Source organism: Dactylosporangium sp. NPDC049742 (genome assembly GCF_040674675.1).
Lineage (GTDB): Bacteria > Actinomycetota > Actinomycetes > Mycobacteriales > Micromonosporaceae > Dactylosporangium > Dactylosporangium maewongense.
This window is the reverse complement of record NZ_JBFANF010000007.1, coordinates 53,691-68,173: the sequence shown is the minus strand read 5'-3', so window position 1 is coordinate 68,173 and position 14,483 is coordinate 53,691. Positions and strand designations below refer to the sequence as shown.

At 73.5% G+C, this 14,483-nt stretch carries 12 protein-coding genes; 3 read left to right on the top strand and 9 right to left on the bottom strand.

Annotation, left to right across the window (positions count from 1 at the left end; genetic code table 11):
• Positions 1 to 4: 4 nt before the first annotated feature.
• From AB0J72_RS11845 to AB0J72_RS11835, 3 genes are all read right to left on the bottom strand, one after another.
• Positions 5 to 535 (bottom strand): hypothetical protein, encoded by a 531-nt coding sequence (locus tag AB0J72_RS11845; RefSeq protein WP_363397745.1) that lies wholly within the window; start codon positions 533 to 535, stop codon positions 5 to 7.
• Between the two features lie 68 nt (positions 536 to 603).
• The gene (locus AB0J72_RS11840) at positions 604 to 1,164 is read right to left on the bottom strand and encodes a hypothetical protein (protein ID WP_363397743.1); all 561 of its coding nucleotides are present in this window, start codon (positions 1,162 to 1,164) and stop codon (positions 604 to 606) included.
• A 90-nt stretch (positions 1,165 to 1,254) separates the two neighbouring features.
• Positions 1,255 to 2,253: a DJ-1/PfpI family protein gene (locus AB0J72_RS11835; RefSeq protein WP_363397741.1), complete on the bottom strand. Its 999-nt coding sequence runs from the start codon at positions 2,251 to 2,253 to the stop codon at positions 1,255 to 1,257.
• Between the two features lie 172 nt (positions 2,254 to 2,425).
• Here AB0J72_RS11835 and AB0J72_RS11830 point away from each other — a divergent pair, with 172 nt between their 5' ends.
• Positions 2,426 to 4,189, top strand: coding sequence for a hypothetical protein (locus AB0J72_RS11830; protein WP_363397739.1), 1,764 nt, complete (start codon positions 2,426 to 2,428; stop codon positions 4,187 to 4,189).
• A gap of 50 nt (positions 4,190 to 4,239) precedes the next feature.
• On the opposite strand, the gene AB0J72_RS11825 is transcribed toward AB0J72_RS11830, so the two are convergent.
• Genes AB0J72_RS11825 through AB0J72_RS11810 form a run of 4 tightly spaced genes read right to left on the bottom strand, consistent with a single transcriptional unit; the run spans position 4,240 to position 7,760 of the window.
• On the bottom strand, positions 4,240 to 5,073 hold the full coding sequence (locus AB0J72_RS11825; RefSeq protein WP_363397737.1) for an SDR family NAD(P)-dependent oxidoreductase: 834 nt from the start codon (positions 5,071 to 5,073) through the stop codon (positions 4,240 to 4,242).
• A complete protein-coding gene (locus AB0J72_RS11820) occupies positions 5,070 to 7,019 on the bottom strand; it encodes a prolyl oligopeptidase family serine peptidase (protein WP_363397735.1) in 1,950 nt (649 codons plus the stop codon). The genes AB0J72_RS11825 and AB0J72_RS11820 overlap by 4 nt, the downstream gene beginning before the upstream one ends.
• Entirely contained in the window at positions 7,000 to 7,389 is a 390-nt protein-coding gene (locus tag AB0J72_RS11815) for a RidA family protein (RefSeq protein ID WP_363397733.1), read from the bottom strand. Before AB0J72_RS11815 ends, AB0J72_RS11820 begins: the two co-directional genes overlap by 20 nt.
• Positions 7,386 to 7,760 (bottom strand): hypothetical protein, encoded by a 375-nt coding sequence (locus tag AB0J72_RS11810; protein WP_363397731.1) that lies wholly within the window; start codon positions 7,758 to 7,760, stop codon positions 7,386 to 7,388. The genes AB0J72_RS11815 and AB0J72_RS11810 overlap by 4 nt, the downstream gene beginning before the upstream one ends.
• Positions 7,761 to 7,853: 93 nt before the next feature.
• Here AB0J72_RS11810 and AB0J72_RS11805 point away from each other — a divergent pair, with 93 nt between their 5' ends.
• Positions 7,854 to 8,795, top strand: coding sequence for a LysR family transcriptional regulator (locus AB0J72_RS11805; RefSeq protein WP_363397729.1), 942 nt, complete (start codon positions 7,854 to 7,856; stop codon positions 8,793 to 8,795).
• Positions 8,796 to 8,804: 9 nt separating this feature from the next.
• On the opposite strand, the gene AB0J72_RS11800 is transcribed toward AB0J72_RS11805, so the two are convergent.
• The gene (locus AB0J72_RS11800; protein WP_363397727.1) at positions 8,805 to 11,417 is read right to left on the bottom strand and encodes a tetratricopeptide repeat protein; all 2,613 of its coding nucleotides are present in this window, start codon (positions 11,415 to 11,417) and stop codon (positions 8,805 to 8,807) included.
• Positions 11,418 to 11,657: 240 nt separating this feature from the next.
• Positions 11,658 to 13,106, bottom strand: a complete 1,449-nt coding sequence (locus AB0J72_RS11795) for a fibronectin type III domain-containing protein (protein ID WP_363397725.1) — start codon at positions 13,104 to 13,106, stop codon at positions 11,658 to 11,660.
• A gap of 393 nt (positions 13,107 to 13,499) precedes the next feature.
• Here AB0J72_RS11795 and AB0J72_RS11790 point away from each other — a divergent pair, with 393 nt between their 5' ends.
• Positions 13,500 to 14,480 carry an NlpC/P60 family protein gene (locus AB0J72_RS11790; RefSeq protein WP_363397723.1) on the top strand — a complete coding sequence of 327 codons (981 nt, stop codon included), beginning with the start codon at positions 13,500 to 13,502 and terminating at the stop codon, positions 14,478 to 14,480.
• Positions 14,481 to 14,483: the final 3 nt, after the last annotated feature.

Below are 14,483 nucleotides of genomic sequence, written 5' to 3'. Positions count from 1 at the left end.
CTGGTCAGCAGAGCAGATCCAGCCAGTAGGCGCGGTCGTTCAGGTAGCTGGGCATGTTGCCGAACCCGGACCCGGCCAGGACGGGGGTCAGGGTGAACCACTCGTCCTCGAACCTGATCTTTGCGCCGCCGGTCTGGTTGTTGTACCAGGAGGAAGCGCCGGCGCGCTGGCCGGTGGGGAAGCCGTACTCCGGGAGGCGGTAGGCCCCGCAGCGGTAGAAGGCGTACCCGTAGCCGGCCCGGTTGGCGTCGGCGTACACGCAGGCCCGCCCGGTCCCGCACCAGCTGCCGGCGGCCTCCCCGGTGACGGTGAGGACCACGCCGTCGTCGGGCCAGGCGACCTGGTCGGCGGACAGCCGGGTCGCGGCCGGGTCGGCGGCGAGGATCCTGGCGATCTCAGCCTCGGCGACGGCGCCCGGGGGTGCCGCGCCGGCCGGTGCCGCTGGTACGGCGAGTGGCACGAGCATGGCGAACGCGAGGGACAGGGCGGCACCGAGCGCTCCACGGCGGCGGGGTGTCACTTGAGCGTTGGTCATCGAAGCTCCTCGGCGATCCGCGCGGCCGCGCGGGCCGCACCGTTGGACGAATTCAGGACAGCGGACCTTCACCCGGCGAGGCCGAGCACGACCAGGCCGAGCCCGAGCGGCAGATCCAGCGCCATGCAGGCCTCGGCCAGCGAGCGGGACACGACCGTCCCGCGGCGGTGGTGCAGGGCGTCCCACGCCGCGTGCGCGGCCAGGACGAGCCCGGCCGCGACGAGGCCGGCATTCGGGTCGAGGGTCAACGCGGCGAGCGCGAGACCGCCGTACACGACGCCGGCGACGCTCTGCGTCACCACCTGGCGGCGCGGGCCGCCGACGATCAGGGCGCCGGCGGCGAGCACGGCCGCGGTGGCGCCCAGCAGCACCCATCGACCCGTCCCGGCGATCTCCCCAACGGCGATGACGACGCTGCCGGCGGGCACGGCCGCCCACGCCATCCACGGCCGGTGCAGGGCGGCCGCCGCGACGTAACAGAGCGCGGCCACCCACACGCAGGTGACGGCGGTCTCCCGGTCGGCGACGGTGAGCAGGACGGCCGTCGCGGCGGCCAGGCCGGCCGCGGTCGGCCAGCGGCGCGTCAGCCACGAGGACGTGTCTCGATCGACGGTGTGCGAGGGGGTCATGCCCTCACTGTGGCCACGCCGCGGCCAGGTGAGGAGACGGACCCGGCATCGCGTCAGGAATCCTGGCACTCCGGGCAAGGGTCACCCGCATCACGGCTGCGAGCCGGCGGAGAGCGCCGTAGACATCGACCGGTACTGCGACGGCGGCACCCCGTACTGCGCGACGAACGCCTGCCGGAGGGTCTCCAGCGACGTGAACCCGCACCACCGGGCGACCAGCCCGATGGGGTGGCCGGTGGTCGACAGCAGCCGCGCGGCGGTGTCCAGCCGGGTGCGGCGCACGAACCGGCCCGGTGGCATGCCGACGTGCTCGATGAACAGCCGGTGCAGCTGCCGTGGGCTCACGTCGCAGTGCTTGGCCAGCGTCGCCGTGTCGAGGGTCGTCGCCAGGTGCGCGGTGACGTAGGCGACGGCCTCGCGGACCGTCACGTGGTCGGGGTTCGGTGCGGTGAACACGCTCATCTGCGCCTGGTTGCCCGGCCGCTGCAGGTAGGTGACCAGGGCCTGCGCGACGATCCGGGCCAGGTCGGGCCCGCAGTCCTCGGTCACCAGCGCCAGCGTCAGGTCGAGGGCGCTGGTGACACCGGCGGACGTGGCGACGCGCCCGTCGCGGATGAAGATCGGCCGGGGATCGACGTGGACGGACGGGTACTGCCGCGCGAGCGCGTCGGCGTAGCGCCAGTGCGTGGTCACCCGGCGGCCGTCGAGCAGCCCGGCGGCCGCGAGCACGGTCGCGCCCGTGCACACCGACGCCACCCGCCGGGCGAGCGTGGCGAGCCGCCGGACGTGCGCGACGACCGCCGGGTCGGCGGCCGCGGCCTCGTGCCCTCGACCCCCGGACACGACCAGCGTGTCGATCGCCCCCGTCGCGCGCTGCAACGAACCGTGGCTGTGCAGCTCCAGACCCGAGTCACAGCGGATCGGCAGCCCGTTCGGGGAGACCAGCTCCGTCCGGTACAGCGCCCGCCCCGCGATGCGGACGGCCAGGTCGAGCGTCGAGGTGACGCAGGCGATGTCGAGCAGCTCGGACCCGTCATACCCGACGACCACGACCCGCCGCGCAACGCCTTCACCCGATGCGATCGCCATCCTCGCATCCTGTCAGACCGCCCCGCGGACATGCCGGACCGGCCGCGACGGCATCGCGGCACGTCGATGGCGCCGCGGCACGTCGATGGCGTCGATTACGGCTGAAACCTACAAATGTCCACTATGGACACCAGGGCGGCGGCCCGCGGCGCTCCGGCCTACGATCCGAGCCGTGCCTTCGTTGCGGAGCTTCACCTCATCAGCCGCGGTGCTCATCGCCGCGGCCGGCGGGTTCCTCGTCGCCACCGCCGCTCCCGCGGCAGCCGGGACCGCCACGCAGATCCCCTCGGCCCGGGCGGCGTACACCGACGCCTTCCAGCCGCTCACCTCCCACGTCGACGACCCCCTCGGGCAGCCGGTCGGGCTCTGGCGCGACGGCGCCGGCCACTACCACCTCTCCCGGGCCTACTTCACGTTCGACCTCTCGGCGTACGCCGGCCTGACCGTCACGTCGGCGGCGGTGCGGATCCCGGAGTTCTTCGTCGCGGACTGCGCCAAGCCCTCCGGCGTCGCGCTGTACAAGGCCGCGCCCTTCACCGCGCCGACCTGGTCACAGCCGCCGGCCCAGCAGGGGCTGCTGGACGCCACCGCCGAGTACGTCGGGTCCAACCCCACCTGCCCCGGCGTCGCGTCGTGGGACGTCACCGCCGAGCTGGCCGCCGCGCTCGCGCAGGGTCGCCCGGCGCTGTCGGTGGAGCTGCGCCTGCCCGGCCTGAGCGAGCTGGACCCGGGACAGCACCGGCGGTTCACCCCGACCGCCGCCATCGACCTGGTGTACAACCGGCCGCCGCGCGAGCCGGCGCCGCTGAGCATCGACGGGACCTTGTGCGGCACCGTCCCCGGGCCGCAGTCGTCCAACCCGGCGCCGCTGATCACCGCCGGCGTCTCCGACCCTGACAACGACCCGGTCACCACCACCTTTGCGGTCTGGCCGCAGGACGACCCGGCCCGGCGCACCGAGTTCCCGGGCCCGGCCGCCACGGTGCCGGCCGGCGTCCTGGACCACGACGGCGCGTACGTGCTGTCGGCGCGGGCCGTCGACGCGAGCGGGGCCGCGTCCGCCTGGACCGCGGGGTGCGTGTGGCAGTTCGACGCCAACCCGCCGGCGAACGCCCCCACCGTCTCCGCGTCCGGTCCCCAGCCGGGCCGGCCGGGGGTCGCCACCTCGTTCACCTTCTCCGCGAACGGCGACCCGGACGTGGTCGGCTTCAAGTGGGGCTTCGGCGCCGCGTCCAGCGCCGTGGTGCCGGCCGGGCAGCCCGGCGGCAGCGCCACCGTGCCGTGGACGCCGACGGTGTCCGGGGCGTACCACCTCGTCGTGGTCGGCGTGGACCGGGTCGGTCACACGTCCCCCGCGGCGACCTTCGACTACCAGGTCGCCTCCGACGCGCCGACGATCGAGGACCACGACCCCGAGGCGCCGTTCAACACGTACCGCACCATCACCTTCCACCCGGTGGCCGCGGACGTCGTCGACTACGTCTACAAGTTCAAGAACAACGTCGAGCACGTCGTGCCGGCCGGCCCTGACGGCACCGCCACGGTGGAGCTGCTGGTGAACATGGCCGGCGGCGCACCGCTGTCGGTGTACAGCCGCGGCGCCGACGGCACCCGGTCGGAGACCGCCTCGGCGCTGTTCAACCCGCGCAGCTCGCCGACCGTCACGTCGGAGCAGTACCCGATCGGCGGTCCGGTCGGCGCCGTCGCCGGCACGCCCGGCGTGTTCGTCGTGACGTCGTACGTGCCGGGTGTGGTGTCGTACTCGTACCGCATCGACGGCGGCCCGAAGGCGACCGGCTTCACCGACAGCAACGGCGTCCTCGTCATCAACTACACGCCGGCGACACCCGGCACGCACACGATCGTCATCGGCTTCGGCACGATGGCCGACGGCACCACCGTCGACGGAGGGCAGTTCACCTTCATCGCCGGCTGACGCCGCCACAGAGGCCCCCGCTGCCCGCGGGGGCCTCTTCGGTGGCCGGCTCAGGGTGGCGGCGCCGCGGTGAGGTCGAGGCTGAGCCGCCAGAGCCGCGTTCTGACGTCCTGCTGATAGGCGGTGGGATGCGCGCGGGCTTCCGCGGTGCGGTCGAAGAAGCGGCCGGTGGTGCCGGCCAGCTCGGGGAGGCTGATCAGGCGCCAGGTCGCGGCGGTGCCGGCTTCGAGCGTGTCGACGCTGTGACCGAGGCCGGCCAGCACCATCTTGGTCGGCATGTACGTGGCCGGATGCAGGCTGTTGACGGTGATGGGCTCGCCGCGCAGGCGTTCGGCCAGTTCGAGGCCGGCGATGATCTGGGCGAGCTTGCTCTGCCGGTACGCCCGAACCGCGGTGTGGCCGTGTTCGAGCATGACGTCGTCGAAGTCGATCGGGTGCTGGCCGATGGAGGCGACGTTGACGATCCGGGCGTGCGGTGCGCGGCGCAGGAGGTGCAGCAGCCGCAGGGTGAGGTCGAAGCCGGCGAGGTGGTTGACGGCGAAGCGCAGTTCGTGGCCGTCGGCGCTGAGCTGCCGGTGCCGCTCCCCGGGCCCGCCGAAGCCGACTCCGGCGTTGTTCACGAGCGCGTCGAGCCGGTCGGTGGCCGACGCCACGTCGCGGGCCAGCCGGCGGACCTGCGCGAGCTCGGACAGGTCCGCGCAGACGGTGGCCGGCTGTGGGCAGTCGTGCCGGCGACGCAGCTCCGCGGCGGTGCGGCGGAGCTTGCCGGGATCGCGTCCGTGCAGGACGAGCCGGGTGCCGTCGGCCGCGAGCCGGTGGGCCAGGGCGCGGCCCAGACCGTCGGTGGCGCCGGTGATCATCACGGTGGGCCGGTCGATCGTCATGAGACCCCTGCCGCGCCGGTCAGCGGGAGGCGCGCGACGCCCGGTGGGTCGAAGCCGAGCAGTTGGCCGTAGAAGCCGAGCTCGGCGTCCAGCGCGGCGGCGACTGTTTCCGGCTTGACGAAGACGTGCGCTTCGTCGGCGAAGACGAGCAGGGCGTGCGGCACCTGTCCAGCGGTCAGCGCATGTACCAGGGACTGTGCCTGCTCCAGCGGGACGACCGGGTCGCGCTCCCCGTGCAGCAGCAGTACCGGCCGGGTGACCGCGTCGATGCGTGACAGCGGTGACCGGTCGTCGTAGGTGGCCTGCGCCTCGGGCAGCGGCCCGATGAGGCCGTCGAGGTAGCGGGACTCGAATTCGTGGGTGTGCCGCGCGAAGTGGCTCAGGTCGGCGACGCCGGCGTAGGAGACGCCTCCGGCGAACGGCGAGCCCGGGCGCGCCAGCGCCAGCAGCGCGGTGAGCCCGCCCGCGCTGATCCCGCGGATGACGATGCGGGACACGCGGCCGCGCTCGAGGAGGTCGCGGGCGACGGCGATGCAGTCGGTGACGTCGGCGACGCCCCATTGCCCACGCAGCGCGGTGCGGTGCCGCCGCCCGCGTCCGCTCGATCCGGTGTAGTCCACGGCGACGAAGGCGAGGCCGCGGCTGGTGAAGTAGGCGACTTCGGGCTGGTGGTGCCGCGGGAAGGACGCCGTGGGGCCGCCGTGGGCCCACATGATGGCCGGCGGCGCGGTGCCCTCCGGCAGTCGGTACAGCGGCGAGGTCGGCGGGTAGAAGTGCACCGGCACCTCCCCGTTCGGGGTCGCGACGGTGCGGCGGTGCGGCCGTGGTGTCCAGACCGGATCCGGCTGGGGCGGCTCCGCGAGGACGGTCCAGGCGCCGGTCACGGTGTCGACCTTGACGAGGGTGGGTGCGCGGTCGTCAGCCGCCGCGACCCCGGCGACGACGTCACCGCCGGCGTCGAGCCATGGCAGCCAGCTGGTGAACGGGCACTCGAACGCGGTCGCGGTGCCGTCCGGGTCGAGCATCACCAGCCGGCCGCCGGACACCACCGCCGTGCGGCCGCCGGAGACCGGGACGTGGCTCCGGAAGCCCAGCTGCCACAGGGGAACACCGCACTCCTGGGCCACCGGCCACATCGGCACCGGCTCGCCGCCCGCGGAGGGGTGGGCCGCTGGTACGGCGACGAGATTCCACCACCCGGTCCGGTCGGTCGCCGCGCACACCGTGCGGTCGTCCGTCCACGTCGGTGCCAGGACCGACTCCTCCGGTCCGCCGAGGACGACCGTCACGTCGCGGATGGCGGGACGCCCCTGATCGAACGTGAGCGCCGCGGTCCGCAGCAGCGTCCCGTCCCAGGGCATCAGCGGATGGTCCCAGGTCAGGAACGCGATGCCCCGCCCGTCCGGTGCGATCGCCGGTGCCGCGACGAAGTCCGACCCGGTCCACAGGTCCACGACGGCACCGGATCCGTCGAGCGCCACCGCGACCAGCGCGTGGCTCACCGTGGCCCGGTGACGCTCGGCGACGCACACGACCCACCCGGTGCCGGGAAGCTCGGTCGGCTGCGCGTACCGGTCGGCGAGGCCGGTGTCGGGTGTCAGGGGCAGGGCCGTGCCGCCGTCCACGCGGTACAGGCGCTGATCGGCGAAGTTGCTCGTCACCAGGGTCTCGCCCACGACGGTCCAGCCCTGCCCGCCGTACTCGTGCACCCGGGTGCGCGCGTCGAGCCACCGGGGGAGCACCTCGCGCACCGTGCCACCGCGGTCGTGGCGGAACACGCTCATCCGGCCGGTGCTCCCGGGTGTGGTCTGCGCCCACCACACCGTGTCCCCGCCGTCGCGGACGGCGACACCGGCGTGGCCGACCTTGTCCGCCGCGGTGATCGGGCTCGGCCAGGTGCCCGGCGGGAGGACGGACGCCGCGGCGTCAGCGGACGGCGAGGGCATCGATCTCCACCCGGAACTCCGAGTCGATCAGGCCATGGACCAGCACCAGCGTGCTCGCCGGCGGCCGGGCCAGGTCGATGTGCCGGTCCCGCACGCGCCGGAACGCGGCGAGGTCGGCGCGGTCGGTCAGGTACACGGTCAGCTTCACGACGTCGTGCATGCCTGCGCCGGCCGCGGCGAGCGCGGTGGCCAGGTTGGTGAAGACCTGGGCGACCTGCCGTTCGGGATCGCCGGCCCCCACCAGGTTCCCGTCGGCGTCCAGCGGCACCTGGCCGGACACCAGGATGCTGCGTCCTTGGTGGGCGACCGCGTGGCTGTACCCGTTGACGGGGGGAAGCCCGCTGGGTCGAACGTAGTGCTCCTGCTTCATCTGTGCTTCCTTTCCTGCGGGTCGATCAGGCGTTCGGTGCTCACCGTGCGGCAGTCCATCTCGAAGTCCAGGCCCGCCACCGGGGGTCGCGCGGGATGCCACGTCACGCCGCGGTGCGGTGCGAACGCGGTGAACTCCGCCTCCGTGAACGGGGCCGGCGTGCGCAGCTCGCACGCGCACAACGCCGCCGGTGGGCGGCCCGCGGCGTCGATGATCTCCGCGGCCAGGCGCAACCCGTCGCTCAGTGGCACGGGGGAGGAGAACCGCACCCGGGTCAGGCCGTGGCCCTCGGTGCCCACCACGCCCTGGGAGTACTGCCTGACGCGCGGCAGGAAGGCGTAGCCGAACGGGGTCGGGACCAGACCGGACACGGCACATCCTCGGGATCGGCGGAAGCGGGTTGGTTCGCCGACGAGCCTTGCATTCGCTTTTCGAGATGACCAGAATGACTTCTGGCAGGGATCTTGCGAAAAATTCGCAAGATCATCAAGACGCTCGGAGGTGGCCCGCTGCACTCGACCGAATCATCGGCGCTGCGCTACTTCCGCGAGGTCGCGGCCACCGGCTCGGTGATGCGCGCCGGTGCGAACCTGTTCGTGGCGCCCAGCGCCGTCAGCCGCCAGATCCGCCTGCTGGAAGAGGACCTCGGCGTGCCGCTGTTCACCCGCGGATCCCGCGGGATGACCCTGACCGCCGCCGGACACCACGTCCTGGAGTTCGCGACACACACCCAGCAGCGCGCCGCCGACCTGCGTTCGGAGCTCGACGCCGACCGGCACGGCGTGCGCGGGCACGTCGTCATCGCCACCGTCGAGGGCCCGCTGGGCCGGTACATCCCGGACACCCTCCAGGCGCTGGCCTCCACCCATCCCGACATCCGCATCGATGTCCGCGTCGCCGGCTCCCACGACGTCGGTGCCGCCGTCGCCGAGGGCACCGCACACCTCGGGTTCGTCTTCGGGGCGCCGACCCGCTCGGACGTCGTCACGCTGAAGGACCAGCCGTTGCCCCTGTCCGTGATGGTCCGCCCCGACCACCCGCTCGCCGGGCTGGCGGCGTGCTCGCTGCGCGACGTCGGCGACCATCCGGTCGCCCTGCCCGGCATGCGCTTCGGCATCAGGCAGGAGGTGGACCGGGCCTGCGCGGAGACCGGTACCCACCTGAGGATCAGCCACGAGGTGGACTCGCTCGCCCTGCTGCGCGACATCGCGGCACGCACCATGACGGCGATCTTCATGACCGCCGAGGACACCGCCGCCGAACTGGCGCAGGGCACCCTGGTGCGCGTCCCCCTCACCGACCGGCGGTTGACCAGAACCCGCCTGACCCTGGTGAAGGGACTCCAGCCCTACAGTTCTCCCGCCGCGAGGACCGTCGGCGACGCGTTGCTCACAGCCATGAACTGATCCGTTGGCCTACCGGTCGTCGAGCGCTGTGAGGTCGGCGCGGACGTCGGCGGCGTGCGGGGAGCCGAGGTCGGTGTAGAGGGTCAGGGCCTGGTCGTAGTGGTGCCGGGCGAGGGCGGTGTCGCCGAGGGCCCGGTGGGCGTGGCCGAGGCCCGCATGGGCGCGGGCCCGCTGGTCGCGGGGGGCGGTGCGTAGCACGGTGGTGAGGTGGGGCAGGGCGTCGGTGGGGCGGCCGGCGGCGATCGCGGCCTCGGCCAGGCCGTTGAGCGCCCGGGCCTCGCCGTCCCGCTCGCCGGACTTCTGGAAGAGGGCGAGCGCCTGCTGGTGGAGGTCGGCGGCCCGGTCGGGCCGGCCGAGCCGGGTGTGGACACTGCCCAGGCCGTCCAGCGCCCAGGCCTCGCCGCGGGGCCAGGCGAGTTGCCGGCACAGCGCGAGCTCCTGCTCGTGGTGCTCGGCGGACGCCTGGTAGCGGCCCCGCCGCATCTCGGCGATGCCGAGGTTGTGCAGGGCCATGGCCTCGCCGCGTGGGTAGCCGGTCTGCCGGAACAGGGCGAGCGCCTGCCCGTGGTGCTCGGCGGCGGCCTGGTAGAGGCCCCGGAAGTCCTCCACGACGCCCAGGTTCATCAGGCTCATGGCTTCGCCGGTGGTGTGACCGGCCTGCCGGAACAGGGTCAGTGCCTGCCTGTGGTGGTTGGTGGCGGCCTCGTACCGCCCCCGGTGCTCCTCGACGTTGCCGAGGCTGGTCAGGACGCGGGCTTCGCCGATCGCGTCGCCGAGCTGCCGGTACAGGATCAGGGCCCGCTCGTGGTGGCCGATGGCGACCTGGTGCCGCCCCCGGTGGTCGTCGACGCGGCCGAGGTTCAGCACGACCCGGGCCTCGCCGATCCGGTCACCGGCGCGCTGGAACAGGGTCAGCGCCTGCGCGAGGTACTCCCCGGCGGGGTCGGTCCGGCCGAGGCCGAGGTTGGTGGTGCCGAGGGCGAGCAGCGTGTGGGCCTGCCCGGCGGGGTCGCCGGTCTGGCGGGCGGCGTCGCGGGCGTGCCCGTGGATGGTCAGCGCGTCGATGTAGTGGCCGCCTTCGAGGTGTTCGTACAGGGCCATCGACAGTCGCACCGCGTGGGTGGGCAGACCGTGGACCGCGGTGTGGGTGACGGCGGCCACGAGGCAGGGCCGTTCGGCGTCGAGCCACCGTTGGGCGGTCTCGGGGTCGGTGAGGTCTGGGGCGGCTGCGACTGGCGGGGGAGGGCCGGACTGGTCCTGGGCGCCTGCGGGGTGCAGGACATGCGCGGCCGCCGTGGCGGTGGCCAGGTAGTAGTCGAAGAGACGGGTCGACGCCGCCCTGCGGCCGGTCTCGGGGTCCTCCGCGTTGGCCAGGCTGGTGGCGTAGGCGCGGAGGAGGTCGTGCATGGCGTACCGGCCGGGGCTGGTGGGGTGCACGAGGTGGGCCCGGGTGAGCCGGTCCAGGGCGTGGCGGGCCGGCACGAGGCCGGTGCCGGTGAGCGCGGCGGCGCTGTAGGCGTCGAAGTCGGGGCCGGGGTGCAGGCCCAGGAGGCGGAAGGTTCGGGCGGCGTCGGGCGGAAGGTGCCGTATCGACCAGGAGAACACGGCGGTCACGGCGGCGCGGGGGTCGCCGTCGGCGTCGAGGAGGTCCAGGCGCTGCTGGTGGTCGGCCAGCTCGTCGGCGAGTTCCGTGACGGGGGTGGTGGGGCGGGCGACGGCGAGTTCGGCGGCGACCCGTAGCGCCAGTGGCAGCAGTGCGCACTGGGCGGCGAGTGTGGCGGCGGCGGTGGGGTCGGCGTCGATGCGGTGGCCGATCAGGCGGCGGAGGAGGGTGACGGCGTCGTCGGGTGGGAGCAGGTCGAGGGTGAGGCGTTGGGCGCCGTGGACGGCGACGAGTCCGGCGAGGCTGTCACGGCTGGTCACCAGCACCATGCTCGGTCCGGTGCCGGGCAGCAGCGGGCGGACCTGTTCGACGGTGGCGGCGTTGTCCAGGACGATGAGCATGCGCCGGCCGGCGATCTCGGTGCGGTAGCGGGCGGACCGTTCGTCCAGGTCGGCGGGGATGTCGGGGCCGGTGACGCCGAGCGTGTCGAGGAACCTGGCGAGGACGTCGTCGGGGCTTGCGGGTCGGTCGGGGTCGTAGCCGCGGAGGTTCACGTACAGCTGGCCGTCGGGGAACCGGTCCCGGGTCTGGTGGGCCCAGTGCACGGCCAACGCGGTCTTGCCGACTCCGGCGGTGCCGGCGACGGCGGAGATGACGACGGTCGCCGACCGGTCGGCGTTGTCGAGCAGTTTGGTGAGGTGTCGCAGGTGGTCGGTGCGGCCGACGAACCCGGCCACGTCGGCGGGCAGCTGCGCGGGCGCGGGCCGCCCGCGTGCCGGGGCCTCGTCCGCCGGCTGCTGCCCGGCGTCGTCCAGCGCGGACCGGAAGAACCGGTCCCGGTCGGCGCCGTGCAGCGCGAACGCGTCGGCGAGCAGCCGCACCGTGCTGGCGCGTGGGTGGTCGATCCGGCCGGCCTCGAGATTGCGGATGCTGCGGGCACTCACGCCCGTCCTGGCGGCCAGTTCCTCCTGCGTCATGCCCCGCCGCTGGCGATGGGCACGCACCTGCGCGCCGAACATCCGATCCTTCCCGTAGATGCCGGGCCCCGACGGCATCAGTACCGGGCCGGACCCATGCCGGGGCCCAGGATCTCAGCGGCGGAAGTTGCCGGTCAACTTCCGCCCGCCGACCTCGCGGCCGCCGCTGCGCCCGGCGATCCTGGGAGACATCCCGGACACCGGTGCTTCGACACGACGCAGACCAGGATGGTGGGCCGGAAACGGGGGGCCCACCACCCTGGCCTGCCGGGCGGCCGTCGGTTACGGCGCGACCAGGAACGGGGTGATGACCTCGACCGGGCCGGACGGCGCCGACTCGTCGCCGTTGGCGTTGACCGCGGTCAGCCGGTACAGGTGGCGTTCGGCGCCCCGCGTGCGCAGGGTCACCGCGCCGGCCGGGTAGGTGCCGACCACCGTCGCGCCGTCGTAGAGGCGGTAGGTCAGGCCGGCCGAGGTCGACCAGGACAGCGGGATGTCGGCGTAGTACCCGTCGGCGATCGTCGCCCGGCCCGCCTGGAAGCCGGCCGGGGCCGACGGCCGGTCGGCCGCCCCCGGCAGCGTGGTCACCGTGACCGGCGCCGAGGCGGGCGTGTCGGGGCAGCCGGCCAGCAGGCCCACCACGCGCAGCTGGTGCGCCGAGGCGGACGCCAGGCCGGTGAGCACCGCGGCCGGCTCGATGACGGTGGCGACGACGGCGTTGCCGTCCAGCACGGTGTACGAGGTGGCGGTCGACTCGAGGGTCCAGTCGAGGCGGACGGTGGACGCGGTGACGGCGGAAGCGGTCACCCGCGCCGGGGCCGGCGGCTGCGCCGGGCAGGGCTCGGTCGACGGCGACAGCACGGTGCTGTGCTCGGACTCGCTGCCGGCCACGTTCAGCGCCGCCACCGTGAAGCGGTGCCCGGTGCCGTGGAACAGCCCGGTGACCGTCACCGACCGGGTCCAGCTCGTGGCCACCCGGTAGGCGCCGTCGTAGACCGCGTACTGGTGGACGTAGGACCCGTCCGTCGGCCCCGACCAGGCCAGCCCGATGGAGCGGTCGGTGCGGCCGGTGACGACCAGGTCGCGCGGGGCCGCCGTGGTGTTCGTCGTGCCCGGCAGGGTGCGGGTGGTCGCGTACCCCACCGTGGGTTCCTGTGCGCCGCAGCCGACCCGCCGCAGCGCGACCGCGTACGAGGTGTCCGGGGTGAGGCCCCCGACCCGCAGGCTGGTGCCGGACACGACGCCGTAGTCGCGGCCGTTGACGCTCAGAGCGAGCAGCGGCGACGACCGGCCCACGGTCCAGCGCGCCGACAGGCCGGAGGAGGTCACGTCGAAGACGGTGGTTGGCGCGGGCTCGTTGCACTGCGGCGCCATGCCGGGCGTCCACGTGGTCCCCGTGAACGGCGCCGACTGGGCCGACTCCACGCCGGTCGCCGAGACCGCGGTCACGGTGTAGGTGTGGGTGGTGTTGACGCCGATGTACTGCATGGGCGCCGACGTCGTCGCGGTGCGCCGCACGACCACCCCGCCCTCGTACACCCGGAACGACGCGACCGCGGGACCGCCCGCCGGCTGCCGCCACGACAACGAGATCCCGGTGTTGGCGACCGACCCGGTCAGGTCAGCAGGTGCGAGCGGGACGGGCCCGGTCGCGGCGGTTGCGCCGGAGACCCCGGTGAGCCCTGCCAGCAGCACGCCGAGCGCGGCTGCCCGAACGAGAAACCTGCGCATCGACGATCCTCTCTAGAGGGAACGGCGAGCAACTGTAAACAAAGCTTCCTGTTGATGTCAATCGCCTGACGCGAGCGGCGCCTGGGGCAGCGAGGCCCGCACCGTCTCATCGACTCCTATTCGTCATAGGAGGTCGCATGTACAGGCGGGGCAAGGCGAAACGGCGCACGCTGGCGGCCGGAGTGCCCGCCGATGCGCTTTCAGCTGGGTGTGCCACATGTCCGATCACCAATAGGAATACACGCCATGTGACGATCCGGCTGCACAGCGAAGGAAGTCGGCCGATGGGTTGATTTGCGGTCGGGGACCTCTCTACGGTGGGCCACGGCCCGTCTCGGCGGCAGGTCTCCCTCGAGGCCCTGGGGCGGTGGCCGGAGGAAGGGCGTCGCCTCGGTGGACCGTAACCGCACGTTCTCGATCGTTCGCAGAACGCTGGTCCTGGCCGCGGTCGCCCTCGCCGGGCTGGTGCCGTCCGTCTCGGCGCACGCCGAGCCGTCGCTGCCGGAGATCGAGCGGCAGCTGGACGAGGCGTGGGAGAAGCTGGAGCCGGTCATCGAGCAGTACAACGACCTGCACAGCCAGCTCGCGGCGAACCAGGCCAAGGCCAAGACGCTCACCGCCACGCTCACGCCCCTGCAGCAGCAGGTCGACGCCGCCATGCACGAGGTCGGGGTGATGGCCGCGCGGCAGTACAAGTACGGCAGCGCGTCGGTGCTCAGCGTGCTGCTGTCGACCGACTCGCCGCAGACGTTCGCCGAGCAGCTCGCGACGTTGAACCGCCTCGCGAAGAACAGCGCCGACCAGATCGCGTCCGTCGCGCAGCTCCGCGACGGATACGCCGCGGACAAGGCGAAGATCGACGCCCTCGTCGCGCAGCAGCAGGCGCAGGAGACCGAGCTGGCCGCCCGAAAGAAGTCGATCCAGGCGGAGGTCGACCGGCTGCAGGCGCTGCGCCGGCAGCTCGGCGCGACCGACGTGCCCAAGAGCGAGCTGTACATCGGCCAGTGCCCGGCCGTGTACATCGGCGGCGCGGCGGGCACCGCGGTCAAGACCGCCTGCGCGCAGATCGGCAAGCCGTACGTGTTCGGCACCGTCGGACCCAGCACCTTCGACTGCTCCGGCCTCACCCAGTACGCCTGGAAGGCCGCGGGCGTGTCGCTCACGCACTACACGGGCGCGCAGTGGAAGCAGGGCAGCGCGGTCAGCAAGGCCGACCTGAGACCCGGCGATCTGGTCTTCTTCTACAGCGACCTGCACCACGTCGGCATGTACGTCGGCAACAACCTGATGGTGCACGCGTCCCGTGCGGGGGTGCCGGTCCGGATGTCCCGCATCGACACCATGCCGTACATGGGCGCCCGCCGCCCCGGCTGACAG